Annotated in this window: 23 protein-coding genes; 9 read left to right on the top strand and 14 right to left on the bottom strand. The window is 67.9% G+C overall.

From position 1 onward, the window contains the following. The first annotated feature begins 23 nt into the window (after nt 1-23). Genes AAHB17_RS12375 through AAHB17_RS12360 form a run of 4 tightly spaced genes read left to right on the top strand, consistent with a single transcriptional unit; the run spans nt 24 to nt 3,503 of the window. Nucleotides 24-1,037, top strand: a complete 1,014-nt coding sequence (locus AAHB17_RS12375) for a Bug family tripartite tricarboxylate transporter substrate binding protein (RefSeq protein ID WP_342130893.1) — start codon at nt 24-26, stop codon at nt 1,035-1,037. A 26-nt stretch (nt 1,038-1,063) separates the two neighbouring features. After that, on the top strand, nt 1,064-2,284 hold the full coding sequence (locus tag AAHB17_RS12370; protein ID WP_342130892.1) for a CaiB/BaiF CoA transferase family protein: 1,221 nt from the start codon (nt 1,064-1,066) through the stop codon (nt 2,282-2,284). After that, the gene (locus AAHB17_RS12365) at nt 2,284-3,135 is read left to right on the top strand and encodes a sulfurtransferase (protein WP_342130891.1); all 852 of its coding nucleotides are present in this window, start codon (nt 2,284-2,286) and stop codon (nt 3,133-3,135) included. Before AAHB17_RS12370 ends, AAHB17_RS12365 begins: the two co-directional genes overlap by 1 nt. A 26-nt stretch (nt 3,136-3,161) precedes the next feature. Beyond that, complete coding sequence (locus AAHB17_RS12360) at nt 3,162-3,503, top strand: carboxymuconolactone decarboxylase family protein (RefSeq protein WP_342130890.1); 342 nt, start codon at nt 3,162-3,164, stop codon at nt 3,501-3,503. A gap of 12 nt (nt 3,504-3,515) precedes the next feature. Here AAHB17_RS12360 and AAHB17_RS12355 read toward each other — a convergent pair whose 3' ends face one another. The 7 genes from AAHB17_RS12355 to AAHB17_RS12325 are packed head-to-tail and all read right to left on the bottom strand — an operon-like array spanning nt 3,516 to nt 11,053. Beyond that, complete coding sequence (locus AAHB17_RS12355) at nt 3,516-4,487, bottom strand: Bug family tripartite tricarboxylate transporter substrate binding protein (RefSeq protein WP_342130888.1); 972 nt, start codon at nt 4,485-4,487, stop codon at nt 3,516-3,518. Nucleotides 4,488-4,518: 31 nt separating this feature from the next. Next, complete coding sequence (locus AAHB17_RS12350) at nt 4,519-5,256, bottom strand: enoyl-CoA hydratase/isomerase family protein (RefSeq protein WP_342130887.1); 738 nt, start codon at nt 5,254-5,256, stop codon at nt 4,519-4,521. Between the two features lie 38 nt (nt 5,257-5,294). Beyond that, nucleotides 5,295-7,427, bottom strand: coding sequence for an acetate--CoA ligase family protein (locus AAHB17_RS12345; protein WP_342130886.1), 2,133 nt, complete (start codon nt 7,425-7,427; stop codon nt 5,295-5,297). A 24-nt stretch (nt 7,428-7,451) separates the two neighbouring features. After that, nucleotides 7,452-8,432: a Bug family tripartite tricarboxylate transporter substrate binding protein gene (locus AAHB17_RS12340; protein WP_342130885.1), complete on the bottom strand. Its 981-nt coding sequence runs from the start codon at nt 8,430-8,432 to the stop codon at nt 7,452-7,454. 53 nt (nt 8,433-8,485) lie between these two features. After that, nucleotides 8,486-9,238: an enoyl-CoA hydratase/isomerase family protein gene (locus AAHB17_RS12335; protein WP_342130884.1), complete on the bottom strand. Its 753-nt coding sequence runs from the start codon at nt 9,236-9,238 to the stop codon at nt 8,486-8,488. After that, nucleotides 9,235-9,888: a cysteine dioxygenase family protein gene (locus AAHB17_RS12330; RefSeq protein WP_342130883.1), complete on the bottom strand. Its 654-nt coding sequence runs from the start codon at nt 9,886-9,888 to the stop codon at nt 9,235-9,237. Before AAHB17_RS12330 ends, AAHB17_RS12335 begins: the two co-directional genes overlap by 4 nt. A 4-nt stretch (nt 9,889-9,892) precedes the next feature. Continuing rightward, complete coding sequence (locus tag AAHB17_RS12325) at nt 9,893-11,053, bottom strand: CaiB/BaiF CoA transferase family protein (RefSeq protein WP_342130882.1); 1,161 nt, start codon at nt 11,051-11,053, stop codon at nt 9,893-9,895. Between the two features lie 140 nt (nt 11,054-11,193). On the opposite strand from AAHB17_RS12325, the gene AAHB17_RS12320 reads away from it, so the two are divergent. After that, a complete protein-coding gene (locus tag AAHB17_RS12320) occupies nt 11,194-11,952 on the top strand; it encodes an IclR family transcriptional regulator (RefSeq protein WP_342130881.1) in 759 nt (252 codons plus the stop codon). Here the strand turns inward: AAHB17_RS12320 and AAHB17_RS12315 are convergent. Further along, the gene (locus tag AAHB17_RS12315) at nt 11,949-14,219 is read right to left on the bottom strand and encodes a molybdopterin guanine dinucleotide-containing S/N-oxide reductase (RefSeq protein WP_342130880.1); all 2,271 of its coding nucleotides are present in this window, start codon (nt 14,217-14,219) and stop codon (nt 11,949-11,951) included. The two genes, AAHB17_RS12320 and AAHB17_RS12315, sit on opposite strands and share 4 nt — an antisense overlap. 113 nt (nt 14,220-14,332) lie before the next feature. Between AAHB17_RS12315 and AAHB17_RS12310 the strand changes: the two genes are divergently transcribed. Beyond that, nucleotides 14,333-15,391: a YeiH family protein gene (locus tag AAHB17_RS12310; RefSeq protein ID WP_342130879.1), complete on the top strand. Its 1,059-nt coding sequence runs from the start codon at nt 14,333-14,335 to the stop codon at nt 15,389-15,391. Here the strand turns inward: AAHB17_RS12310 and ilvB are convergent. Continuing rightward, nucleotides 15,388-17,169, bottom strand: a complete 1,782-nt coding sequence (ilvB, locus tag AAHB17_RS12305) for a biosynthetic-type acetolactate synthase large subunit (protein WP_446719592.1) — start codon at nt 17,167-17,169, stop codon at nt 15,388-15,390. The genes AAHB17_RS12310 and ilvB overlap by 4 nt on opposite strands. 131 nt (nt 17,170-17,300) lie before the next feature. Between ilvB and AAHB17_RS12300 the strand changes: the two genes are divergently transcribed. Together AAHB17_RS12300 and AAHB17_RS12295 are read left to right on the top strand one after the other, a co-directional pair. Next, nucleotides 17,301-17,735 carry an Lrp/AsnC family transcriptional regulator gene (locus AAHB17_RS12300; protein WP_342130878.1) on the top strand — a complete coding sequence of 145 codons (435 nt, stop codon included), beginning with the start codon at nt 17,301-17,303 and terminating at the stop codon, nt 17,733-17,735. 118 nt (nt 17,736-17,853) lie between these two features. Then, the gene (locus AAHB17_RS12295) at nt 17,854-18,540 is read left to right on the top strand and encodes a Crp/Fnr family transcriptional regulator (RefSeq protein ID WP_342130877.1); all 687 of its coding nucleotides are present in this window, start codon (nt 17,854-17,856) and stop codon (nt 18,538-18,540) included. Between the two features lie 15 nt (nt 18,541-18,555). Here the strand turns inward: AAHB17_RS12295 and AAHB17_RS12290 are convergent, their stop codons facing one another. The 5 genes from AAHB17_RS12290 to AAHB17_RS12270 form a co-directional block, all read right to left on the bottom strand. Next, nucleotides 18,556-20,241 (bottom strand): AMP-binding protein, encoded by a 1,686-nt coding sequence (locus tag AAHB17_RS12290; RefSeq protein WP_342130876.1) that lies wholly within the window; start codon nt 20,239-20,241, stop codon nt 18,556-18,558. An 18-nt stretch (nt 20,242-20,259) separates the two neighbouring features. Next, nucleotides 20,260-20,982, bottom strand: coding sequence for a nitroreductase (locus tag AAHB17_RS12285; protein WP_342130875.1), 723 nt, complete (start codon nt 20,980-20,982; stop codon nt 20,260-20,262). A gap of 360 nt (nt 20,983-21,342) precedes the next feature. After that, on the bottom strand, nt 21,343-21,909 hold the full coding sequence (locus tag AAHB17_RS12280) for a CoxG family protein (RefSeq protein ID WP_342130874.1): 567 nt from the start codon (nt 21,907-21,909) through the stop codon (nt 21,343-21,345). Nucleotides 21,910-21,935: 26 nt separating this feature from the next. Next, a complete protein-coding gene (locus AAHB17_RS12275) occupies nt 21,936-23,054 on the bottom strand; it encodes an FAD-dependent oxidoreductase (protein ID WP_342130873.1) in 1,119 nt (372 codons plus the stop codon). A gap of 38 nt (nt 23,055-23,092) precedes the next feature. Next, nucleotides 23,093-23,902, bottom strand: coding sequence for a 3-keto-5-aminohexanoate cleavage protein (locus tag AAHB17_RS12270; RefSeq protein ID WP_446719594.1), 810 nt, complete (start codon nt 23,900-23,902; stop codon nt 23,093-23,095). A 413-nt stretch (nt 23,903-24,315) separates the two neighbouring features. On the opposite strand from AAHB17_RS12270, the gene AAHB17_RS12265 reads away from it, so the two are divergent. Next, nucleotides 24,316-25,476, top strand: a complete 1,161-nt coding sequence (locus AAHB17_RS12265) for an alpha/beta hydrolase family protein (protein ID WP_342130872.1) — start codon at nt 24,316-24,318, stop codon at nt 25,474-25,476. Nucleotides 25,477-25,492 lie beyond the last annotated feature (16 nt).

Below are 25,492 nucleotides of genomic sequence, written 5' to 3'. Positions count from 1 at the left end.
ACCACCACAAGACGGAGACAGCATTGAACCCCACCCAACCCTCCCACGCCCTGGCCACGCCCACCTCATTGCGTCGCCGCACCTTGCTGGCCGCGGCGGCGGCGGCGCCCCTGGTGGCGACCGGCCGTGCCCTGGCCCAGGACCGCTGGCCCTCGCGCCCGGTCACCATCGTCTCGCCCTACAACCCGGGTGGCACCAACGATGTGGTCGCGCGCCTGGTGGCCGACCGCCTGCAAAAGGCGCTGGGCCAGCCCTTCATCGTCGAGAACAAGCCCGGCGCGGCGGGCGTGGTCGGCTCGCAGGCCGTCATGCGCGCCAAGCCCGATGGCTACACCCTGCTGTCGGCCAACAACGGCGCGCTGGTGATCCAGTCGGCCGGCCGCGAGCCCAGCCCCTACGACACCGCGCGCCTGGTCACGCCCATCATGAAGGTGGTCGACGCGACGCAGTTCCTGGCCGTCAGCAGCGATCTCCCGGTGCGCACGGTGGCCGACTTGGTGGCCCTGGCAAAAAAAGAACCCGGCAAACTGAACTACACCTCGTCCGGCATCGGCTCCTTTGGTCACTTCGTGGGCGAATACTTCAAGCTGCTGACCGGCAGCGACATGCTGCACGTGCCGGCCAAGGGCTCGGCGGCCGGCCTCACCGAGATGATGGCCCACCGCATCCAGATGATGATCGACCCCATCGTGCTGACGCAGGCCAGCGACAACCGCATCCGCATCCTGGCCACGCTCGGCCGGCAGCGTGTCGAGGCCTACCCACAGATTCCCACCATCACCGAGTCGGGCGGGCCGGCCGTTGATCTGTTCGGCTGGTTCGGCCTGGTGGGGCCAGCGGGGCTGCCGCCTGAGGTGGTGGAGAAGATCGCCGCCGTCGGCAAGGACATCGTGGGCGATCCCGAGGCCCGCAAGGCCTTCCAGGCCGCTGGCCTGGAGATGTCCCTGCTCACCGGCAGTGCCTTCGGCGAGCTGATCCGGGCCGACCTGAGGAAGGTCGCCGACATCCGAAGCCGCGCCAGGATCCAGATCGATTGACGCCACCCGGCAGCCACAGGTCATCCATGACACAACACATCCTTTCCGGCATCAAGGTGCTGGACCTCACCCGCGTGCTCGCAGGGCCTTGGTGCACACAGGCCCTGGCCGACATGGGCGCGGAGGTCTACAAGATCGAACGCCCCGGCGTGGGCGACGAGATGCGCCACTCCCCGCCATTTCTCAAGAACCCCGACGGCCAGCCGACACGCGACACGCCGTCCTACATCAGCGTCAACCGGGGCAAGCGTTCGTTGACCCTGGACTTCACCCAGGCCGCCGGCCGCCAGATCGTGCTGGACCTCGCCGCGCGCTGCGACGTGCTGGCCGAGAACTTCAAGGTGGGCGATCTCAAGCGCTACGGACTTGATTACGACGCCGTGCGCGCCGTCAACCCCGGCATCGTCTATTGCTCCATCACCGGCTACGGGCAGGACGGCCCCATGGCCTCCTGGCCGGGCTACGACCCGGTGCTGCAGGCGGTGTCCGGCATCATGAGCACCTGCGGCATCCCCGAGGGCAGGCCCGGCGCCGGGCCCATGCGCTCCATGGTGCCCCTGGTCGACGTCATGACCGGCATGATCTCGACCTCGTCGGTGCTGGCCGCGCTGTTCCACCGCGAGCGCACTGGCGAAGGTCAGCACCTGGATGTGGCCCTGCTCGACGTGGCGGTGGCCGCCACCACCCACCTGTCGCAGAACTACCTCAACACCGGCCGCGTGGCCGGCCGCGCGGGCAACGGCAGTCTCTTGTTCGCCCCGTCCAACTGCTACCGCTGCGCCGACGGCCCGCTGCTGATCCAGATCGGAAACGACGGGCAATGGGCCCGCCTGTGCAAGGCCCTGGGGCGCGAGCAATGGCTCTCCGAGCCGCGTTTCCAGACCAACGCCGCGCGCATGCAGCACAGCGCCGAGCTCGACCTCGAGATCGAGGCCGTGACCCAGACCATGCTGCGTGGCGCGCTGACCACCCAGCTCGGTGAAAAGGGCGTGCCTTGTGGCCCGGTCAACAGCATTGCCGACGCCTTCGGGCACGAGCAGGTGGTGCACCGTGGATTGCGCGCCGAGGTGCAGCACCCGCAGCACGGCGCGCTGCCGGTGGTGCGCAGCCCCTTCCGTTTTTCCCGCACACCGGTGGACTTGCGGCCACCGCCTCAGCTGGGCGCCGACACCGAGGGCGTACTGGCCGCGGAGCTGGGCCTGTCGGGCGCACAGATGTCGGCATTGCGCGAAGCGGGGGTGATCTGATGGCGCGCCACACAGCCTTGATCACGGCCGGCGAGCTGCTGGGACAACTGGCGCAGGTGCGGGTGGTGGACTGCAGCCACGACCTGGGCGACACCTTCGCCGGTGCGCGGCAGTACGCGGAGGGCCATATTCCCGGCGCCGTGCATGCGCATCTGGACGAGCACCTCTCCGGCGCCAAGACCGGCACCAACGGACGCCATCCCCTGCCCGAGGCCGGTGCCCTGGTGCGCTGGCTCGGCGCGCAGGGCGTTGCCTTTGGCGCGCCGGTGGTGGCCTACGACCGTTCAGGGGGCATGTACGCCGCCCGCCTGTGGTGGTTGTTGCGCTGGCTCGGACACCGTCAGGTGCGTGTGCTGGACGGCGGCTGGCAGGCCTGGGTGGCGGCCTGCGGCGCGGTGTCTACTGAAGCGCCACGGCACGAAGCGATGGTCTTTGAAGCGCCGGTGACACACGATCACCTGTGGGTCGACGCCCGCTTCGTCGAACGCAACCTGCACAGCCGCGATGCGCTGCTGGTGGACGCCCGAGGGGCCGAGCGGTATGCCGGCACGGTGGAGCCGATCGACCCCCGCGCCGGCCACATCCCGGGCGCGGTGAACCGGCCCTTCACCGACAACCTGGGGCCCGATGGCCACTTCAAACCGGCCGATCTGCTGGCCACCGAATGGCGGGCCGTGCTGGGCGCGCACCGTGGCGACGCGGTGGTGGCGCAGTGCGGCTCGGGCGTGACCGCCTGCCACAACCTGCTGGCCATGGAAATTGCTGACCTGCCCATGGGCCGCCTGTACGCCGGCTCGTGGAGCGAATGGTGCGCCGACCCTCGGCGGCCCATCGCCGCGGGCCGCGACTGATCACCTTGTTTTTGCCGGACCTTCACATGCTCAACAACTGGCTCGATCTCCTGAAGAACAACCGCGCCGTCAGCGGCGCCTTGGCCAAGCACCACCCCAAGCTGCTCACCGCCTTCCGTGGCCTCAACGAAGCGCAGGGCGGCACCGGCACGCTGGACGCCAAGACCCGCGAACTGATCGCCCTGGCCGTGGCCGTGACCACACGCTGCGAGGGCTGCATCGCATCCCACGCCCAGGCCGCGCGCGCCGCGGGTGTCACGGAAGCCGAGTTGGCCGAGGCCCTGTCCACGGCCATCGCCCTCAACGCCGGCGCCGCCTATGTCTATTCGCTCAAGGCCATGGACGCGCACAGCGCGTTTGCTGCCTGAGCGGCGCGGACCTCACTCCGCCTTGATGCCTTCCTTCTGGATCAGGTTGCGGAAGAAGGCCGCGTCGGCCAACACGCGTTTGCCAAACTCGGCCGGACCCTCGTAGTCGGGGTACATGGCCGAGATCAACAACTGCTGCCGCACCCCGGGGCCGTCCAGCACCTTGCGTGTCTCTTCGGCCATGCGGGCCACGATGTCGGCCGGTGTGCCCTTGGGGGCGAACAGGCCGAACCAGCTTGGGGTGTCCATGTCGAAGCCCAGCTCCTTCAGGGTCGGCAGATCAGGCAGGTTGGGGTTGCGCTCGTTGCCGGTGGTGGCCAGGCCCTTGAGTTCACCGGCTTTCACACGCGGCGCGGTGACGGGGTCGTACATCACGTCGATGCGCCCGCCCATCATGTCGGTCATGGACTCGACCGCGCCCTTGTAGGGGATGTGCGTGACGTCGATGCCCGACTGTTTGTGCAGCAGCACGCCCGTCATGTGGACGATGGAGCCCACGCCGTTGGAGGCGAAGTTGAATTTGCCCGGCTGGGACTTGGCCGCCGCCACGAACTCCTTGTAGTTGTTGAAGGGGGCGTCCTTGCGCGCGGCGATCAGGCCATAGGACGAGCTGAGCTTGGCCACGGAGACGAAGCTGTCGGCCGTGTAGCCGACCTTCATGAGCCAGGGCGCGATGGCCACGGTGGCCGTGGGCCCGACAAAGAAGGTGTAGCCGTCGGCCGGCGCGCGCGAGGCGTATTCCGTGCCCAGCGTGGCGCCCGCGCCGGGCTTGTTCTCCACGATCACCGGTTGCCCCACGGCCTTGGACACGCGTTCGCCGATGAAGCGGGTGATGATGTCCGAGGAGCCGCCTGGCGGGTAGGGCGTGATGAAGCGGATGGGCTTGTTGGGCCAGCCCTTGTCGGCCTGGGCCCAGGCCGGGGTGAGGGTGGCGCCACAGGCGGCCAGGGCCGTCAGCGCGAGAAGGCGTCGGGTGAGGTGCATGGTGTCTCCTGGGTGGGGTGGGGAACGGGCCTCAGCGGCCGGTGAAGCGGGGCGCGCGCTTTTCCTTGAAGGACGCCACGCCTTCCTGCATGTCGGCGCTTTGGGCGATGCCGTCCAGCATGGCCCGCTGGGGGTAGTAGCGCTCGGTGGGCGAGGTCGGCAGCGTGTGGCGCGCGATGGATTTCATCGCCTGCACCACCAGCGGCGCGTTGGCGGCGATCTTGCGGGCGGTCTCCATCGCGGCGGGCAGGGCGCCGCCCCTGGGCGCGATGCGGTTGACCAGCCCGATCTCGTAGGCACGCTGCGCCGACATGGGGTCGCCGGTCATCAGCCATTCCAGGCCGGCCTTGTATTGCATGCGGGGGGGAAAGCCCGCCATCACGCCGGCGAAGGCGCCGATCTTGGCCTCGGGGTAGATGAACTGGGCCTGCTCTTCCGCCACGGCCATGTCGGCCAGCATCACCATGGTGGCGGCCGCGCCGACGGCGACACCGTTGATGGCGCAGATGATGGGTTTGTCGCAGGGCACGGACAGGTTGGGCATGGACAGCCAGATGTCGCGCGGCATGTCCTTGAGGTCGGCGCCGGCCGAAAAGGCCAGGTCGCCCGCCGCCGACAGCACGGCGACGCGGTCGTCCTCGCGGGCGAAGCGTTGCCAGGCGTCGTGCAGGCCCTGGACGACATCGTTGTTGATGGCGTTGCGGGCGTCCGGGCGGTTGATGGTGATGCGGGCGATGCCTTCGCTGGATTCGTAGAGGATGGCTGGCATGTCGGGTGTCCTTGTGGTGTGGGTGTGTTCAAAAAAACTCAGGCCAGGGTGGCGCGGGCGTCGGCGGCGACCACCCGGTTGCCGGCCACGAACAGGGGATTGATGTCGAGTTCCCGGATCTGTCCCTGCGCGCCGGCGGCGAGGGTGCCCAAGCGCACCAGCACGTCGGCGATGGTGTCCAGGTCGGCGGGCGCGCGTCCGCGGAAGCCGGTGAGCAGTGGCAGGCTGCGCAGGCGAGCGAGCATGCGCCGCGCGGTCGCGTGGGAGAGCGGGGCGGGGGCGAGCTGCACGTCCTTCATCAGCTCCACCAGCACGCCGCCCGCGCCGACCATGACCATGGGGCCAAAGTCCGGGTCGTGCTGGATGCCCAGGATCAGCTCGGCATCGGCGCGCCACATCTCGGTCACCAGGAAGCCGTCGAGGGCCGGCACGCCGGCGGCCCTGGCCGCGGCGGCGATGCCCTCGCAGGCCTGGCGCACGGCGGCGTCGCCCGACACGCCCAGGCGCACGCCGCCGACGTCGCTCTTGTGCACGATGGCCGCGCTCACCGCCTTGATGGCCACCGCGCCGCCGATCTCGCGCGCCGCCGCCACGGCGGCATCGGCGTCCAGCGCCAGGCGCCAGCGGGTGGTGGGGATGCCGGCCGATTCCAGCAGGCGCCGCGCATCGGGTTCGGTGAGGAAGCCGCTGGCCAGCCCGTCGGGCAGCGGGTGGCGGGGCGTGGGCGCCGGGAGCGGCTCGGGCTGTTCGCGCTGGGTCAGCGCGGCGGCCACCTTGAGCGCGTCGTGTGGGCTGTCCAGGTAGCCGTGGCCCGCCTCGCGCAACATGCGGCGCGCCACGTCACCGTGGTCGCCCGCGCCCTGCACGAACAGCAGCGGCTTGCCGTTGCGGTCGGCGGCCGAGATGGCCGCCTCGACCACCCGCTCCTGCCCGGGCTGGGTGGTCAGCAGCAGGATGCCCGCGCCGACGGCGGGGTCCGCCATGGCGCGGTCCAGCGCGATGCCCACCGAGCCACCGGCCACCTCGGGGTCGGCCGGGGTGTTGTGGTTGAGCATGCCGAAGTCAAACGGGAGTTGCCGGTGGGTGGCGGGCAGCACGTTGGCCACGGCCGCCTCGGTGTCGCTCGACAGGTGGGGCAGGTCCAGGCCGTGGGCTTCGAGGGCGTCCGCCAGCAACGCGCCGCCACCACCCGAGCCCGAGAACACCGCGACACGGGTCGAGGTCGCGCGCTTGCCGCGCTGCAGCAGTTGCGCGCCTTGCAACAGGTCATAAATGGTCTCGAACAGGTACACCCCCCAGCGCCGGCAGATGGCCTCGAAGGCGGGCCAGGCGCCGGCCAGGCTGGCGGTGTGGGACGCCGCCGCCTTGGCGCCGGCCTCGCTGCGGCCCGATTTGGCGATACACACCGGCTTGCCCGCTGCGGCCGCGCGGGCCAGCAGGGCGGTGAAGCGGCCGGCGTCCTTGACGCCTTCCATGTAGAGGCAGATCACCTCGGTCATGGGGTCGTCGATCAGGTACTCGAGGAAGTCGTTCAGGTCGAGGTCGGCCTGGTTGCCGACCGAGATGGTGGACGAGAAGCCGGCGCCCACATCGACGCCGCGCGAGATCATCGCCCCCATCAGCGCGCCGCTCTGGCTGGCCAGGCCAATGCCGCCGGCGGGCAGGCGCGGCACCGATCCCATCACCACGCCCGTGGTGGCGCACAGGTTGTGGTGGGCGTTCATCAGGCCCATGCAGTTGGGGCCGATCAGGCGCACGCCACCGGCGCGAGCGAGGGCCACGAGTTCCTCTTCGTCGGCCCGGCCCTCGGGCCCGGTTTCTGCGAAGCCGGCGGTGATGCACAAGGCGCAGCCGACCTGCTTTTTCACGCAGTCTTCAATCGCCGCGCGCACGTGCTCGCGCGGCACCAGGAGGATGGCCAGGTCCACCGGGCCGGGACAGTCGAGCAGCGAGGCGTAGGCCTTTTGCCCCAGGAGCTCGGTGGCGCGGGCGTTGATGGGGTAGAGCGCCCCGTCGTGGCGGTGCTTGAGCATGTAGCGCAGCAGGCGGCCGCCCCATTTGGCCTCGCTGTCGGAGGCCCCGACGATGGCGACGCTGGCGGGGTGCAGGATCTGGCGGACGGACTGGTTGGCTTGCGGGTAGCGCGGGGTGGACATGTCGGACAGGTTCATGGTGGGCGTGGGGTTCCGTGGGGTTCAGTTGCCGCGAATGCCGATCGCGGGCAGCAGTTCGCTGTACATGGCGCGGTCGGCGGCGATGCCTTGCCGGAACTCCTCGGGCGTCTGCCAGGCCGGTATCGAGTTGGCGCGCTGCAGGGCCTCGTGCACCTCTTTCTGCTGCAGCACCTTTTGCAGCGTTTCCGACAGGCGGGCCATGATGGGCGCAGGTGTGCCCTTGGGCGCCAGCAGGCCCCAGCCCGCGCCCTTGGCCGAGGTGATGTCGAAGCCGGCCTCGTGCAGCGTGGGCACGTTGGGCAGGTCGGGGTGGCGCTTGTGGTACATCACCGCCAGGGGCTCGACGCGGTCGGCCTTCACCATGGGCGTGATGGCGCCATCGATGATGAAGTCGATCTCGCCGCCGACCAGGGCGGTCGATGCGGCGGCGGAGCCGCGAAAGGGCACATGCAGGACCTTGATGCCGGTGTCGCGCGCCAGGGTGAGTCCGTACACATGGCCGGCCGAAGCCTCGCCCGCCGAGCCGAAGGACAGCTCGCCCGGGCGCTGTTTGGCGTAGGCCACGAACTGCTTCACGTTCTTGATCGGCAGGGACTTCTTGACCGCCATCACCGCCAGGTAGTCCGCGATGCCACCGGCGGTCTCGAAACTCTCCATGCCGTAGCTCAGCTTGCGCAGGTTGGGCAGCACGGTGAAGCTGGTGGCGGCGGCCAGCAGCAGGGTGTAGCCGTCGGGCGCCGCGGCGGCCACGAAGTCGGTGCCGACCTGGGTGGTGCCACCCGGCTTGTTGTCCACGAAGATGTTGGCGTTGAGCAGCTTGCCCATCTGCTCGGCCATCAGCCGGCCCAGGATGTCGGACGATCCACCGGGGGGGAAGGGCACCACCATGCGGATGGGGCGTGAGGGCCAGCCGTCCTGGGCGTGGACGGTGGGCATGGCGGCCATCAGCGGGGTGGCCAGGGCCAAGGCGGCGAGCAAGCGCCGGCGAAGTGGGTGGTTCATGGGTGTCTCCTGTGGGTGTTGTTGCTGACGAATCGGGGGGGCGGGCGCCGCGTCTACGGTGGGGGCCGCCTGCTGCGCTCGCGGTAGGCGGCCATGCGTTGCCGCAGGCCGGGCGCGGCCGCTGAGCGCACCAGGGCCGCGAGATCGGCGTCGCGGTGGTCGGGGCGCGTGGCCGCCTTGAGCTGGGCATAGGTCGCGCGGTCCACCGCCAGCGGCGGCAGGTGTTGCCGCCAGTCGCTGGCGTCGGGCAGCAGGGCGGTGGCCAGGCCGCTGGCCAGTGCCTGGGCGCCATCGATGGTCTGGCCCTGGGTCACCCAGGCCATGGCCTGCGGCTCTTGCACCAGCGCCGCGAGGCGCCGCGTGCCCAGGACGATGCCGAAGCCGGCCCCTGGGAAGCGCCACTGGGTCTCGGGCGTGGCGCAGCGCAGGTCACAGGCGGCGAACAGGTCGGCACCGGCGCCCCAGGCCCGGCCCTGGGCGATCGCCACGGTGCGCAGCGGCGCATGCCACAGCAGGGCGAGCAGCTGTTCGATGCGGGCGAAGCGCCACAGCAGCGGGCCATCCCGGTCCGCGGCGTTGTCCGGTTGTGGCTCGGCGCTGGCCTGGGGGGCGTCGCCGAGGTCAAAGCCGGTGCAGAAGTGCCGGCCCTGCGCGTCGATCACCAGCGTGTGCAGCGTGGGGTCGGCGCAGCTGGTTTCCACCGCCGCGATCAGTGCCTCCACCAAGGCCTCGGACAAGGCGTTGCCGCGCTGCGGCTGCGCGAGGGTCAGCACGCGGACGCCTTGGTCGCCGTGCTGTTCGATCATGGCCTGCTCCCCGCGAGGCGTGCCCGTACGCTGTGCGAGCGGTCCCACAGGTTGGGTACCTGGGCCGACGAGTAGCCCGACACAAAGGGCTTGGCCACGCTGGTGGCGGGGTCGTACACGTGCCGCGCCACGGCGCCGATGTTGCCGCCGTACACGTGGATGCTGATGGAGCTTTGGTCGGCCAGGGCGTTGGCCACCTGGTGGATGTCGCCGGTGTGCGGCGACACGAGTTCGATGTCGCCCGGCGACAAGCGCACCGCCGGTCCCTTGGCCCGCATGGGGCCTGCGGCCTGGCACTCAAAGGCCTGGCCGGTCTCGGCGCCACGCAGCATGCCCACCAGGCCCCACACGCAGTGGTCGTGGATCGGCGTACGCTGGCCCGGACCCCAGACGAAGCTGACCACGCTGAAGCGCTCCAGCGGATCGCAGTGCAGGAGGTATTGCTGGTAGTGCTCGGGGTGGGGCAGGGTGGCGAAGTCGGGCAGCCAGCCGTCGTGCGCGATCAGGCGCGCCAGCTGTTCTCGCACCGCGGCCACACATTGGGCCTCGTTCTGGCCGGCCTGGCCAACGATGTGGGTGGTCGCGGTGACGAAGTCGCGCAGTGGCGCCAGGGTGTCCATCGGACCGGACGCGGCCTGTGGCAGGTGCATGGGGTCAGCCCTCCTGGTGGGTGGCACGGATGTGCAGGCCGTGCTCGTTCAGTGCGGGCGGGCGGGTGTCGACTGCGATGGCCTGCCCGTCAATCCGCACCGGGCAGCCCACGGTGCGGCTCTCGCGGCCACCCGGCAGCTGCATGGGGCGCACCAGGTCCAGGAAGGCGGCCTGCGGATCGGCCAGCGCCTCCGCGAAGCCGTTGATGGGCGCCGAGGGCACGCCGGCGGCGGCGAAGCGGCTCACCCAGTCGGTGATGTTGGCGTGCGTGAACACCGCCTCGAGCAAATCCTTCAGCGCGGTCTGGTTGGCCGCGCGCAGGGCGGTGGTGGCGAACCTCGGATCGTCCAGCAGTGCGGGCGTGTGGGCCACCTCGCACACGGCGCGCCAGAGCTTGTTGTTGCCCGCGGCGATGGCGAACCAGCCATCGGCGCAGCGGAAGGCCTGGTAGGGCGCGTTGCGCGGATGGGCCGAGCCGAGCCGGCGCGGGTTGCGGCCAGTACCGAAATATTCGCTGGTCTGCAGCGCGCCCACGGCGATGGTGGTGGCGAACATGGGCACGTCGATGTGGCACCCCCGGGCGTTCTCTCCGCCCCCGCGCAGTTGGGCCAGCGCCGCGCTGATCGAGAAGGCCGCGTACAGGCCGGCGGTGAAATCCGAAATCGGCACGCCACACTTCACCGGCGCGCCATCGGCCTCGCCGGTCACGCTCATCACGCCTGCGGCCGCCTGCATGGTGAGGTCGAAGCCCCCCTCTCCCGAGCGCGGGCCGGCCTGCCCGTAGGCCGAGATGGAGCAGTAGATCAGGCTGGGCTTGTGCGCGTGGCACCAGCTCCAGCCCAGGCCCAGGCGCTCCATGGCGCCCGCCCGGTTGTTCTCCACCAGAACATCCGCCTCCAGCACCAGCCGGCGTGCCAGGCCCAGGTCCTCGGGGTTCTTCAGGTCGAGCGCGATGGAGCGCTTGGAGCGGTTGAGCGAGGCGAAGTTCTCGGAGTCGCCGTTGTGAATGGGCGGCCACTGGCGCAGGGTGTCGCCCTCGGGGGGCTCGATCTTCAGGACCTCGGCGCCGTAGTCGGCCAGCAGCATGCCGCAGAACGGTCCGGCGGCGACCTGGCAGAACTCGACGACCTTGATCCCCGTCAGCGGCCGGGGTGCGTTTGTCATGGATGATCCTCTGTGAGGGGGCGCGGTGCCACGGTGGGGAGCGACGCCGCGGAATGGCGGTTGGTATTTCTGTCTGGATTGACTGTATGCTGTTCCTTATTTGCAATCCATGATTCCGTATTTGGGAACAGGAGAAGGACATGAACAACACCCTCATCAAGGGCCTGCAGCTGCTCGAAGTCCTTGTGGCGCGGGATGGCGCCATGGGCGTCAGCGAACTGGCCACCGAGCTGGGCATGGCCCGCAGCAACGTGCACCGCTTGCTGCAGGCCCTGGTGGACATGGGCTATGCGGTGAACGACGGCGGGCGCGGCAGCTACCGCGCGTCATTGAAGGTGTGGGAACTGGGCGCACGGGCCCTGCACCGGCTGGATTTCCGCGAAGCCGCGGCGCCGGCCATGCGCTGGCTGCTGGCCGAAAGCAACGAGACGGTCCACCTGTCGGTGCTCAGCGGCGAAGAGGTGATCTACATCGACAAGCTCGACAGCCCCGAGCCCGTGCGCGCCTACAGCGCCATCGGTGGCCGCGCCCCCGCGTACTGCGTGGCCACGGGCAAGGTCCTGCTGGCCTGGCGCGATGAGCGCGTGGACGCCGTGTGGACGCAACGCAAGCTGCACCGCTACACGCCCAGCACCCTGGCCGACACCGGTGCCCTGACCATCGAACTCGCCCAGGTGCGCCAGCAGGGCTATGCGGTCAACCGGGGGGAGTGGCGTGCCAGCGTGTGGGGCATCGCCGCCCCGGTCCTGACCGCCAACGGTTTGGCCGCCGCCGCGATCGGCATTTCCGGCCCGGCGGCGCGGGTGCGCGCACGCGGCGTGCGCAAGATGACCGCCCTGGTAGTCGAGGCGGCGCGCCAGGCGTCGGTGTTGCTGGCGCGGGGGAATCCGCTGGCTTAAGGCGGGTCGTAGGCCCGTATCGGCGGCAACACCCCCTCGAAACGTTCGACCTGCACCACCGTCAACTGCCCGGTGCAGCCCTGGCCGAGCGAGGAGGTGCCGACGTCGCGGGTGAGGACGTTGGGGTTGCCGTGCACACACATCATGCGGCCCTGGCCATCGTCCATGGGGTCGAACCAGGCGCCGGTGGGCAACTGGACGACGTCCTCGCGCATGGTCTCGCACAGGCGCACCGCCGCCAGGCAGGCACCCCGGTCGTTGAACAGCCGCACCACGTCGCCGTCGGCGATGCCTCGCGCCGCCGCCGCCCGGGGGTGCAGGGTGCAGACCTCGCGCCCATGGCGCTTGAGCGACTGGCTGTAGGCGCCAAAGTCGAGCTGGCTGTGCAGGCGGCCCACGGGCTGGTTGGCCACCAGGTAGAGCGGGTAAGCGGGTGTCGGCACATCCACGGGCGGCAGCCAGGTGGGGTGTCCGGGGCAGTCGGCGTAGCCGAAGCTGGCGATGCGCGGTGAACTGATCTGCACCTTGCCGCTGGGCGTGAGCAGTGGTTTGCCCATGGGGTCGTTGCGGAAGGCGCGCAGCACGCCGCCGTCGTCCGCCGCCTGCGGCAGGGGGAATTCGCCGCCCGTCCAGAAGGTCGGGAAGTCGGGCAGTTCCACTCCCTTGTCCTGCCAGGCGCGGCGGGTGCGCTCGTAGAGTTCGACCACCCATTCGTGGGCGTTGCGGCCCTCGCTGAAGGCCTCCAGCCGGCCCAGCCGCTGGGCGAGGTCGCAGAAGATGTCGTAGTCGTCGCGCGCCAGCCCGTGGGGTTCGGCGATGCGGTGCATGGCCACCAGCAGGGGATCGGTCGGGGTGCCGCCCAGGTCCTCGCGCTCCAGCGTCAGCGTGGCCGGCAGCACGATGTCTGCGAAGCGGGCGGTGGCCGTCCAGGCGCTCTCGTGCACGACAAAGGTGTCGAGCTGGCGCAGGCCCCGCGCCAGGCGGTTCAGGTCCTGGTGGTGGTGGAAGGGGTTGCCGCCGATCCAGTAGGCCAGGCGGATGTGTGGGTAGGTGTGGCGCTTGCCGTTGTAGTCGAAGGCCTCGCCGGGGTGCAGCAGCATGTCGGTGATGCGGGCCACCGGGATGAAGTCCTGGATGCCATTGTCGCCCTGCGACAGCGCGGCGGGGGCCACCAGGTTGTTGCGGCGGCCATAGTGCGACAAGGTGCCCAGCGCGTAGTTGTAGCCACCACCCTCCAGGCCGATCTGGCCCAGCGCCGCGGCCAGCACCAGGCCCATCCAGATCGGTTGTTCGCCGTGCTCGGAGCGCTGCATGGAGTGCGACATGACCACCAGCACACGCTTGCCCGGCAGCGACAGGGCAAGCGCCTCGATCTGTGCCGCCGGCAGGCCGCACAGGGGCGCGGCCCAGGCGGGTGTCTTGGGCGTGCCATCGGTGCGCCCCATCAGGTAGTCCTCGAACGCGGGCCAGCCGTCGCAGCAGCGGGCGATGAAATCCGTGTCATGCAGGCCGCGGCTCACGATCACCTGGACCATGGCCAGCATCAGGGCGGTGTCGGTGCCGGGCACGGGGGCGAGCCAGTCGAAGTGGGCCTCGTCGGGCAGGTCGGAGCGCAGCGGGCTGATCGAGACGAAACGGCAGCCCCGGGCCGCCGCCCGCCGCATGGACTCGCGCTCCACGTGGCGGCTCACGCCGCCGCTGGCGACCTGCGAATTCTTCAGCGCCATGCCGCCGAAGGCCAGCACCACCTCGCTGTGTTCGGCCACCTGTTCCCAGGTGACGTTGCGGCGCGCGACCTGTTCGATGCCGCCCAGCAGGTGGGGCAGCAGCACCTCGGCGGCGCCGGCGCTGTAGCTGTTGACGCTGCGCACATAACCACCGAGCGTGGTGTTGAGGAAGCGGTGCACCTGGCTCTGCGCGTGATGGAAACGGCCGGCGCTGGACCAGCCGTAGGAGCCGCCAAAAATCGCGTTCAACCCGTGCTCGCGCTGGACACGTTGCAGCTCGCTGGCGAGGCGGTCCAGCACCTCGGGCCAGGGCACCTCGACAAATTCGTCCTGACCGCGGCGGCTGTCGGGGCCGGGGCCGCGCTCCAGCCAGCCCTTGCGCACCATGGGCGCGGTGATGCGGGCGCGGTGCCTCAGGCCGGTGGTGAAGTTGTCGAGGATGGGGCTGGGGTCGGGGTCGCTGCCGTGTGGCTGGACCCTGAGCTGTTTGTCCCGCCATTCGGCGGTGAACACGCCCCAGTGCGAACTGTGTTTTTTCATGCTGGCCTGTCTGCTCGCTGTGCCGCCGGGCGGCGTGTGGTCTTCGTTCGGGTTTGAATGTATGCTGTTCCTTCTTTGCAATCCATGATTCCATATTTGGAAACAAGAAGAACATGAGCGAGACCCCTGTCCTGGGACCAGAAGCACCTGGTGGCCTGAAACCCCTGCTGCCCGGCCTGGCCATCAGTGCCGTGGTGGCGGTGGCGGCGATGTTCCTGTCCGAGCACTACGGCGCGCCGGTCATGCTGTTCGCCCTGCTGCTGGGCATGGCGCTGAACTTCCTCACGCAGGAAGAAGGCGGGCAGAAGAACCGCAGCGCCGCCGGCATCGGCTTCACCGCCCAGCAGGTGCTGCGCCTGGGCGTGGCGCTGCTGGGGCTGCGCATCACCGCCGACCAGGTCATGGCCCTGGGCTGGCAGCCCATCGCCATGGTGGTGCTGGCCGTGGCGCTGACCATCGTGGTGGGCATCGCCCTGGCCCGCTTGATGGGCTTCCAGATGTTCTTCGGCCTGCTCACCGGCGGGGCGGTGGCCATCTGCGGGGCCTCGGCCGCGCTGGCGCTCTCAGCCGCCATGCCGGCGCACCCACGCAAGGAGCAGGCCACGCTGTTCACCGTGATCGGCGTGAGCACCCTGTCCACCCTGGCCATGGTGCTGTACCCCATGCTCACGCAATGGCTGGGCATGACACCGGTGCAAGCGGGCTACTTCATCGGCGGCACCATCCACGACGTGGCGCAGGTGGTGGGCGCGGGCTACAGCCTGTCGCACGAGGCGGGGGACGCGGCCACGCTGGTCAAGCTGATGCGGGTGGCGATGCTGCTGCCGGTGATCGCGCTGGCGGCGTGGCTGGCGCGCCGGCAGATGCTGGCCAGCGGCGAGGCGATGGGCGGGCCGCGCCCGCCGCTGCTGCCGTGGTTCGCGGTGGCGTTTGCGGTGCTGGTGGGCGTCAACAGCACGGGCTGGCTGCCGGCGGCGGTGGTCAGTGCGGGCAAGAGCGCGTCGCAGTGGTGCCTGATCGCGGCGATGGCGGCGATCGGGATGAAGACCCACCTCAAGGACATCCTGACGGTGGGCTGGAAGCCGGTGGCGCTGATGGTGCTGGAGACGGTGTTCCTGGCCGCGCTGTTCCATGGGCTGTGGATCGCGGCCGCGCGTTTCGCGCCCCTTTAAGCCACCGCCGGGTACCAGCGCTGGTCGCCCAGCATCATTTCCTGGTGGCCTTTGCCGGCCGGGATCATGGGGTAGCAGTTTTCCTGCTGGGCCACGCGCACGTCGAGGAAAAACGGTCCCGGACAGGCCAGGCATTCGGCCAGCGCCCCCGCCAGGTCATCGGGGGCGTCGACCCGGCGGGCGTTCCAGCCAAAGGCCTTGGCCAGGGCCACGAAGTCGGGCAGGGCGGCGTTCCAGCTGTGGCTGAGCCGGTTGCCATGGATCAGCTCCTGCCATTGCCGGACCATGCCCATGTAGGTGTTGTTGGACAGCACCACCTTCACCGGTGTGGCGTGCTGCACGGCGGTGGACAGCTCCTGGATGTTCATCAGGATGGAGGCGTCGCCGCTGACGCAGACCACGGTCTTGTCGGGGTGGGCGATCTGCGCGCCGATGGCCGCCGGCAGGCCATAACCCATGGTGCCCGCGCCGCCCGAGGTCAGCCAGCGCCGGGGCGACTCGAAGCGCAGGTGCTGGGCGGCCCACATCTGGTGCTGGCCGACGTCGGTGGAGACGATGGCGTCGTGCCGCGTCAGTTGCCGTTGCAGCTCGTGCATCAGGTGCTGCGGCAGGATCACATCGTCGCGCGGCGTGAAGCCCAGGCTGTCGAGGCCGCGCCAGCCCTGGATGCGTTGCCACCAGGCATCGAGGCGGGCCGAGGCCGGCGGCTCGGTGGGCAGGACGGCCCGCAGGGCATCGAGCACGGCGCCGCAGTCGCCCAGCAGCGCCACGTCGACCGCCACCACCTTGTTGATGTTTTTCGCGTCGATGTCGATGTGGATCTTCTGGGCGTGGGGAGCGAAGTCCGCCAGCTTGCTGGTCACGCGGTCGTCGAAGCGCGCGCCCACGCAGACGATGAGGTCGGCGTGGTGCATGGACTGGTTGGCCTCGAGCGTGCCGTGCATGCCCAGCATGCCCAGGAAACGCGGGTCCGACGCCGGGAAGGCGCCCAGGCCCATCAGCGTCAGCGTGGTGGGCAGGTGCAGGTCGCGCGCCAGCCGGGTGAAGGCGGCGCAGGCGGAGGGACCGGCGTTGATGAGGCCACCACCGCCGTACAGCACCGGCTGGCGGGCGGCCAGCATGAGGTCCGCGGCCTGCCGCAGCAACGCGGGCGCGGGCAGGGCAGGGGCCGAGCGGGGCGGTGGCACGTCGTCCACCCGTTGCGTGTTGGGCATGCGTTGCAGCTGCACGTCCTTGGGCACGTCCAGCAGCACGGGGCCGGGTTTGCCCGAGGCGGCGAGGTACAGGGCCTGGCGCACGGCGGCCTCCACCTCACCGGCATCGCGCAGCTGGTGGTTCCACTTGGTCACCGGGCGCGACATGCCGATGGCGTCGCATTCCTGGAAGGCCTGGGTGCCGATCACGCCGGTGGCCACTTGGCCGCTGATGCACAACACGGGAATGGCGTCGCTGTGGGCGTCCAGCAGGCCGGTGAGGGTGTTGCTCATGCCCGGGCCGGACGTGACCAGCACCACGCCCACGCGACCGGTGCTGCGCGCGTAGCCCTCGGCCGCGTGCACGGCGGCCTGTTCGTGGCGCACCAGCACATGGCGCAGGGCGGGGCGCTGGTAGAGCGCGTCGTACATGGGCAGGGCGGCCCCGCCGGGGTAGCCGAAGACCGTGTCGACGCCACAGGCCAGCAGGGTGTCCAGCAGCCGTTCGGCGCCATTGCGCATGGCCGCTGGGTCGGTGCCGGCCATGGTGTCGCGGGAAAGGTGTTCGGTGATTTGCGTATTCATGCGGTAATTTTTCTGCGAAACTGCCAGAATGTTTTCGATTTATGGGGATGTTCAGGGTGGGAAAGCCGAAAAATAATCTTCCAATCGGTTCTTCTGACGAAGAATTCCCGGTCAGCTTCGATCGCTTCGACATGGCCATCCTGCGCGAGTTGCTGGCCGACTCGCGCAAGACCCTGCAGGAGATCGGCGCGGCGGTGAACCTCTCGCCCACGACCTGCTGGAGCCGCATCAAGCGGCTGGAGGCCGAAGGGGTCATCAAGCGCTACACCGCCGACCTCAACCGCGCCAAGCTGGGCTGGCAGGACACGGTGATCGTGCAGCTCACGCTGGACAGCCACACCGACGAGGCGCTGTACGAGTTCGGCCAGACGCTGGCCACCATCCCCGAGGTGATGGAGGCCTACCTGATTTCGGGCGACTACGACTACTTCATCCGCATCGCGGTGAAGAACACGCGCGACTACGAACGCCTGCTGCGCGAGAAGCTCTACAAGATCCCCGGTATACGCCACAGCAAGTCCAGCTTCGTGCTGCGCGTGCTCAAGGACGAGCGCATGCCGCTGTGAGCGTGCTCGCGTGGTTCAGGCCAGGCATCAGCGGCCAGCGCGGTCAAGCGAGTCTTGCGCTTGGCGTCCTCCCCAGGCGATAGCACAATGCGCCCTTCTTCTGTTGGGTTGCTCCACCGTGAATCCAGTCCTCACCGAACGTTTCCTGGCCCAGTCATCGTGGTTGTCCTGCCTGACCGACGCACAGGCCGCGGGTGTTCGGCAGGCCTTGACCTTCCGGTCGTTTGTGGCCGGTGAGACGGTGTGCGCGCGTGCCACCCCCTCGGCCCACTGGCTGGGCGTGGTCGACGGCATGCTCAAGCTGGAGAATCTGTCCGAGGGGGGCAAGGGCAGCACCTTTGCCAGCGTGCCCTCGGGGGCGTGGTTCGGCGAAGGTTCCGTGCTCAAGGGCGAAATGCGGCCTTACGAGGTGGTCGCCCTGCGCGACAGCGTGGTGGCCTTTCTTCCCCGTGCGGCCTTCCTGCGCATGTTGGAAGAGAGCCATCCGTTCGCCTTGTGGCTGATCGCGCAGCTGAACGCCCGCCTGGGCCACTACGTGGCGCTGGTGCAGAACTTTCGCCTGGGGGACACCACGGCCCAGGTGGCCTACAGCCTGTCCGAGTTGTTCAACCCGGCGCTCTACCCGAACACGGAGCGGCGCATCACGATTTCCCAGGAAGAGCTTGGCCGGCTCAGCGGCGTGTCGCGCCAGGTGGCCAACCGGGCCTTGCAGGAGCTGCAGGAACAAGGCGTCATCCGGTTGAGCTACGGATCGATCGAGATCGTCGACCTGAGTGCCTTGCAGGCCATCGCCCGCGACAGCTGACACCCGACGGCGCGATCAGGTGGCTTCGGGCACGGCCGCCAGGCGCGTGATGGCATCGCGGCTGCCCGCCAGTTCGCGCAGGCGGAACTTCTGGATTTTGCCGGTGGCGGTTTTCGGCAGGGCGCCGAACACCACGCGGCGCGGGCACTTGAAGTGCGCCAACCTGTCGCGGCAGAAGGCCAGCAGCCCGGCCTCCGTGACGGCCTCGGCATCGGCCTTGAGCTCGATGAAGGCGCAGGGCACCTCGCCCCAGCGTTCGTCGGGCTGCGCGACCACGGCCGCCAGCAGGACCGATGGGTGCCGGTGCAGCACGTCCTCCACTTCGACCGAGGAGATGTTCTCGCCGCCCGAGATGATCACGTCCTTGGACCGGTCCGTGATCTGGACATACCCGTCCGGGTGGACAACGGCCACATCACCGGTGTGGAACCAGCCGCCCTCGAACGCCTTGGCGGTGGCGCTGGTGTTCTTCAGGTAGCCCTTCATGACCGTGTTGCCCCGGATCATGATCTCACCGGTGGTCGCGCCGTCCCGGGGGACGGGCTCCAATGTCCGGGGGTCCAGCACAAGCAGCTGCTCCAGCGCCGCCGCGCGCACACCCTGGCGCGCCTGCAGCCGTGCGCGGTCTGTGTCCTCCAGGGCGTCCCATTCGGGCTGGCGCACGCAGCTGACCGGCGTGCCGGAGACTTCGGTGATGCCGTAGACATGGTCCACATCGAAGCCCATGGCGGCTATCGACTGCAGAATCGCGGCCGGTGGCGGGGACCCCGCCGTCAGCACCCGCACCTGGCGGGGCAAGGGTGTGGGGTCGGCGGCCGGGTGGCTGGCCAGCATCGCCAGCACGGTGGGCGCGGCACAGAAGTGGTCGACGCCCTGGTGCGTGATGGCATCCAGGATCGCGGGCGCGCTGACCTTGCGCAGGCACACGTGTGTGCCCGCGGCCGCCGTGATCGCCCAGGTGAAACACCAGCCGTTGGCGTGGAACATGGGCAGGGTCCAGAGATAGACCGGTGCCTTGGGCACGGCCCAGTCGGTCAGCTGAAGCAGGCTCATGAGGTAGGTGCCACGGTGGCTGGGAACCACGCCCTTGGGGTCGCCGGTGGTGCCCGAGGTGTAGTTCAGCGCGATCGGCTCCCATTCGTCCAGCGGCCAGACCCCTTCGAAGTCCGCGTCCCCTTCGGCCAGCAGCTGCTCGTAGTCCGGCGCGTCGTAGACGAGGGCGGCGGCCTCGGAAGGCGTGTCGGGCGCCAACGCATCGTCGATCCGTATCACCAGGGGCCGGTGTTCCAGCGCGGCGACGGCTTGCGACGCCAGCGCCGCGAACTCACGGTCCACCAGCAGCACCCGCGATTCACCGTGGCGCAGGATGAAGGCGATGCCTTCGGCATCCAGGCGGCAATTGATGGCGTTGAGGACGGCGCCTGCCAGTGGCACCCCGAAGTGCGCCTCCAGCATGGCCGGCGTGTTGGGCGCCAGGACCGAGACGGTATCGCCCCGTTCAATGCCCCGCCGCACCAGCGCCGAGGCCAGGCGATGGCAGCGATCGCGCGTCTGTTGCCAGGTTTGACGTTGGGTGCCGTGCACCAGCGCGGTCCGGTTCGGATGGACCAGCGCGGCACGGTCCAGAAACCCCAGCGGGGTCAGCGGCAGGAAGTTGGCGGGTGTGCGATCGAGGCCCTGGGCGTAAGGACTGTGGTTCATCTGGAAGTCTCCTTGGATTCAGTCAAGAAAGCTGGCGAACGCGTCCACCGGCTCGCGCTCGGTGACCAGGGTGTTTTCAACGCGGCTTGGATCCGCGTGCCCCAGGCTCATGCCACACACCACCATCTCGGTGTCGGGAATGGACAGTTCCGTGGCGATGATCTGGTGGAATTTCGTGAAGGCGACCTGTGGGCAGGTGTCCAGCGACCGGGCCCGGGCCGCCACCATGATGCTTTGCAGAAACATCCCGTAGTCGATCAGGCTGCCCGCCTGCATCACGCGGTCCAGGGTGAAGATGAGTCCGATCGGGGCGTCAAAAAAACGGTAGTTGCGCCCGTGCTGGGCGTGCATGCCGGGTTTGTCTTCCTTGGCGATGCCGAGCAGTCCGTACAGATCCCACCCCACCTTGCGGCGGCGGTCGATGTAAGGCGACACCCATTGCTCCGGGTAGTAGGTGTAGGGTTCCCGCAGGTCCCCGGCCAGTGCGGGGTTGTCGTTCGCGGCCAGGATGGCAGCGCTCAAACGCTCCTTGGAGGCGCCAGACAACACACGCACCCGCCAGGGCTGTGTGTTCACGCCCGAGGCGGTGTGGCGCGCGACATCCAGGATGGCAAACACCTCGTCTCGGCTGACGGGCGTGGGCAGAAAGGCGCGGATGCTTCGGCGCGACACCACCGCCCAATCGACGGCCTGTTGCAGGGTGGCGGCGGGCAGGGCGGGCGTGGGCTCGAGTCGGTTCATGGTGGGCGGCGCTGAAGGGCAGTGGCCGCATCCTAGGCAGACAGGTGCCCCATGACTGTCTGCGCAAAGACATTTCGCCGCGCTCCGGCGCGTGCCAGCAACGATGTCTGGCTGCAAGGCCTTTGTCGCGAGGCAGCGGTGAAGGCCACGCGGTGCCATCCGTGGTCAGGTCAGTGTGGTCCCACCATCTTGTTGCACCCTGGTGCACCAGGGCTGCGCTGGGACAACGCGAACCTTGTGGGCGCGTTCAGTTGTTCTCCATCGTTTTGATGACCCCAAGCGCGTTTCGCATCAAACGGTGTTCCCCTCACATCGCCGTTGCTGGCTTTCGGAAGATGTGCCAGGCCCTTTCCATTGAGGTCACGCGTCCTTCGTTTCAGCGGCTTTCCCGGCAAAAACGCGATGTACCCAGCGCCATAGACGGGTCCAGACACTGGCATCAGGCGCCACCGTTGTGACCGGTTTTTCGTCTTCAGTTGGATACGTCGTGGCCAACTGCGCTTCAAAGTTGTTGAAAAACTCACTGGCCATTTTCTGCGCCGCCATGTCGACCAGGCGTTGCCCGATTTGAGCGATTTTTCCACCGACCGATGCGGTGGCCTCATAGAACAAGACGCATCGCTGCGCAGAAGTGGGTTCAAGCCGAACGGTGGCCGATCCTTTGCCATGTCCTGCAGCGCCCCCTTGCCCTTCGAAGTCGATGCGGTAGGACTGCGGCGGGTTCAAGTCAGAAAGGCTGAGTTTCCCTTTGAACTTCGCCTTCACAGGACCGACTGCCGCCGTGATGAGGATTTCGTAGTGCTGAGGAGCCATCTCGACCAGCGAGCTGCACCCTGGAATGGATCGTTGCAGGATGTCGACGTTGTTGAGTGCGTCCCAGGCGTGTTGCCGAGACACGGACAAGACTTGTTGGCTGGCGAGTTGCATGGCGGGTGATATTCCGTTGAAAGTTGTCAAATGGGTTGAGCGAGGACTTGAAGCGATTCCTGAACGATGCGGGTTTGAACCTCGGCCGGTGCACATTCCTGCTCCCGCCGTCCGATCTCCAGCGAGTTCTCCACCACCAACCGGCATCGCTCGTAACGCCTGTCCATGAAGCGCACAAGGGTCTCGTCAACTGAAATGCCGTGAGCGAGTTCTTCACCCAGGACCAGTGCGTCTTCAACAGCCAAGCCTGCCCCCGAGGCAAGCTGGGGCGTGGTGGGATGCGCAGCGTCTCCGATCAGAATCGCTTTGCCTTTTTGCCAGGGCCGAGGGAGCAGAAAACCTTCCAACGGTCGCAATACAACGCGGGACTGTGGTCCCAGGTTGTCGCGCAGCTCAGCGAGGATGCCGCCATAGCCGGACATCAAACGGCGAAGTTCCTGCGGCAATTGTTCATCTGGCAGCGGTGTTCTTTTTTCGGTGGTCTCCAGATAGAACATGTACATCTCGTCGTCTGAAACCGGCGTCAAGCCCACTTTGGCCGGTCCACCCAGAAAGAAATGCCGACGTGTGATGGATGCAGGCCGTGGCGCGACGATCCGCCAGACGCATTGGCCGGTGTACCGAGGGCGGGGGGCATCGGGAAACAGCAGGGTGCGAACTCGGGAGAAGACGCCATCGGCACCTACCAGCAGGTCGTAGCGACCCGTTGATCCATCAGAAAATCGAACGTCAACGCCTTCGGCGTCTGAATTGATCCCGTCCACCGTGAGCCCGAGTCGCACCTGGGTGCCCAATTTGAGGGTTTCGTCCGACAGGATCTTGTGCAGGATGGGGCGCATGATTCCGCCACATCCCGGGGTGTCCTCGCCAACGGCGGCAGGGGTTGGCACCAGATGCAACGGGTTGCCATTCACGTCGCAGACCTGAATGCCGTCACCCGTGTAGGCACGTTCCGCCACCGCGTCAAGAATGCCCAGTGCTTTGAATGCGCGCAGTGTGGCGCCGGTGATGGTGATCCCCGCGCCGTAGACACGCCACTGCGGGTCGAGGTCGATGAGGTCAACGGAGATGCCAAGTTTGCGTAAGGTGATTGCGGTTGACATGCCTCCGACGCCGCCGCCGACCACAAGTGCTCGTTGAATCATGGAAAAAACCTTTGCTAAGGAATGAAGGGGCGGGAGGCTTATGCCTGTGTGACGCCAAAAATCGATCTGGCTTGGTCTGCCGTGGCCACGCCCCGACCACTGCGCCGGGAAACGTCGGCCACGTTGGACACCAGTTGGGCGTTGTGATCGGCCAGCGATCCACTGGCGTCGAAGAGATTGTTTTCAAAGCCCACGCGCGCGTGGCCACCGAGTCCTATCGCCGCGGTTGCACATTGCGCCTCCGTGGGACCAAATGCGCAAACAGACCAAGAGGCTGTCGACGGCCAATCAGCGAGGAACGGCAAGAGGTCTGTGGCTTGTGAACGTTGTCCCGCCGTGTATCGCCCCAGCACGAACAGCGTGTTGGGAGAGTCGCATCCCAGTGCGCCTCGGCGAGCCAGCGCTTGCAGCTCAACCGCCTCATCCGGGCTGTAGACGATGAACTGCAACGCCACCCCGTGGGTGGCGGCCCAGACGAAGAATGCGCTGGCTTGCGATAGATGGGTTTCGTCTGGCACCAACTCGCGCAAAGCCACCGAGGCGGCCGTGGGGCGAAGTGTCCTGACCACCGCCATTTGCTCTTGCGGCTGGTATCGACCCACCGCTTCTGTGGTGACCTGGATCACCATGTGGTCGCGCACGGCCGACTTCACCTGCGTGATCACGTCCTTGTACTGATCGACATCGAGCGTGTGCGCGCCGCTGCGATCCCGAACGTGCAAGTGGATGACCGATGCGCCTGCTTCCATGCAGCGCGATGCCTCTCGGGCAATCTCGGGACCCGTCAGCGGGAGAGCAGGGTGGTCGGTTGGGGTCCGACGCGCCCCATTGGGGGCCACACACAACACGACCGGATTTCGTGTTGATGGATGGAGGGCTGTTTCCGATGTGTTGTGCTGTGGTCCAGACAAGGTGATGTCTCCTTCTGGCGGCGGATTAGGCGCAAGGGCTTCGGGTGCGTCAATGGCCGAGGCATGCTTTTGCTTTGACGGAAAACATTGAGTGCACATGGAGTCAAGTCGCTCCTGTTTGGGTTGCATCGACCGTCTTTTGGCCGGCTGCTCGCGCTCGACTGATTCGCACACGGAGCACATAGGCATCTAGGGAAAACCCCAGCCAGGGTTGCATTCCTGAGCAAGTTCGACCGCCGATCTGGAACAACGTCAAACACACCAAATACCTAGCATCCCTTCAGTCATCAATGCGGGGTGGCCCAGCTTGTTTGGGACTGCGCCACCCCATCAACAAACTGGAGGTTTTCTTGACAAATGCAGTGCTGGATGCGCCGTTGACGGAGCGCCCCAAGAACCTGGCGGAGGCCAAGGCGTGGATGAATCAACGTCTCGCGGCGCGCTTTCATCCCATGAATGCGTTGAGCCTGGAGGAAGGCCCCGCGCTCATCGATGGCGTGCCAGGGCTGGATGGTGAGGCCTGGGGCGGCTATTGGGGGCGCCTCGGCGATGAGGTCCGTCTCGCGGCCGACGAGGCCGCAAGCCAAGGCCATCCCGCACAGGCGGAAAAGCTCTACCAAAAGGCATCGGGTTTGTACTTCATGGGTCGTTTTCCCTGCCCCAACCACCCCGCGAAACTCCGCTGTGCCCAAGCCGAACGGGAAACCTATCTGGCCCAAAGCCGCTACTGGCAGGCGCCTATCGAACGGGTTGCGATTCCTTTTGACTGGCGCGCCGACGAAGGGCATGAGGTCGTGGCCTTGGTGCGTCGACCGCAAGGTTTAGACAAGCCGCCGGTGGTCATCATGTGGGGCGGTGTCGATGCTTGCAAGGAGCAGATGACAGCCGCCAGTGACGCCCTGTTGCGGCATGGAGTGGCCACGGTGGCCATCGACAACGCTGGAACGGGTGAGTCGCCGGTGCGAGGCGTGCCCGATGCCGAACGGCAGTTCCTGACGGTCATGGACTGGGTTCAGGCGCGCACCGATTGGCGGGCTGAACGTGTTGGCTTGCTGGGGCGTTCGTTCGGCGGCTATTGGGCCACCAAGCTTGCCCACATGGTTCCCGATCGCATCGCCGGCGCAGTCAACTGGGGCGGCGGTGCCCACCACATGTTCCAACCCGAATGGATTTCCGCGTCGCGTTACCCGGACAGCTATCTCATGGAGCTGGTCGAGACGCGCTGCATGATGCTGGGCGCCAGCGATGACGGCGAGTACTTGGCTGCCTTCAAGCGCCTGTCGCTGCTGGATCAGGGTTTGCTAGATCAACGCAGCGCCCCGCTGCTGCTGGTCAATGGTCGGGAGGACAAGCAATGTCCAGTTGCCGACATCCACCTGTTGCTTGATCACGGTTCGCCCAAGACGGTGCGCATGTTCCCCGGCGGGCACATGGGCCTGACGCCGGCAACGCTACCCACCATCGTTGAATGGCTGGTGCGGCAAGTGTCAGGTGCGGGGGTGAGGTCATGAGCAGGAACTGGCGTCA

This window comes from Hydrogenophaga sp. OTU3427 (assembly GCF_038440225.1).
In the GTDB taxonomy this organism is placed as follows: domain Bacteria; phylum Pseudomonadota; class Gammaproteobacteria; order Burkholderiales; family Burkholderiaceae_C; genus Hydrogenophaga.
This window is presented reverse-complemented; position numbering and strand designations above follow the sequence as displayed.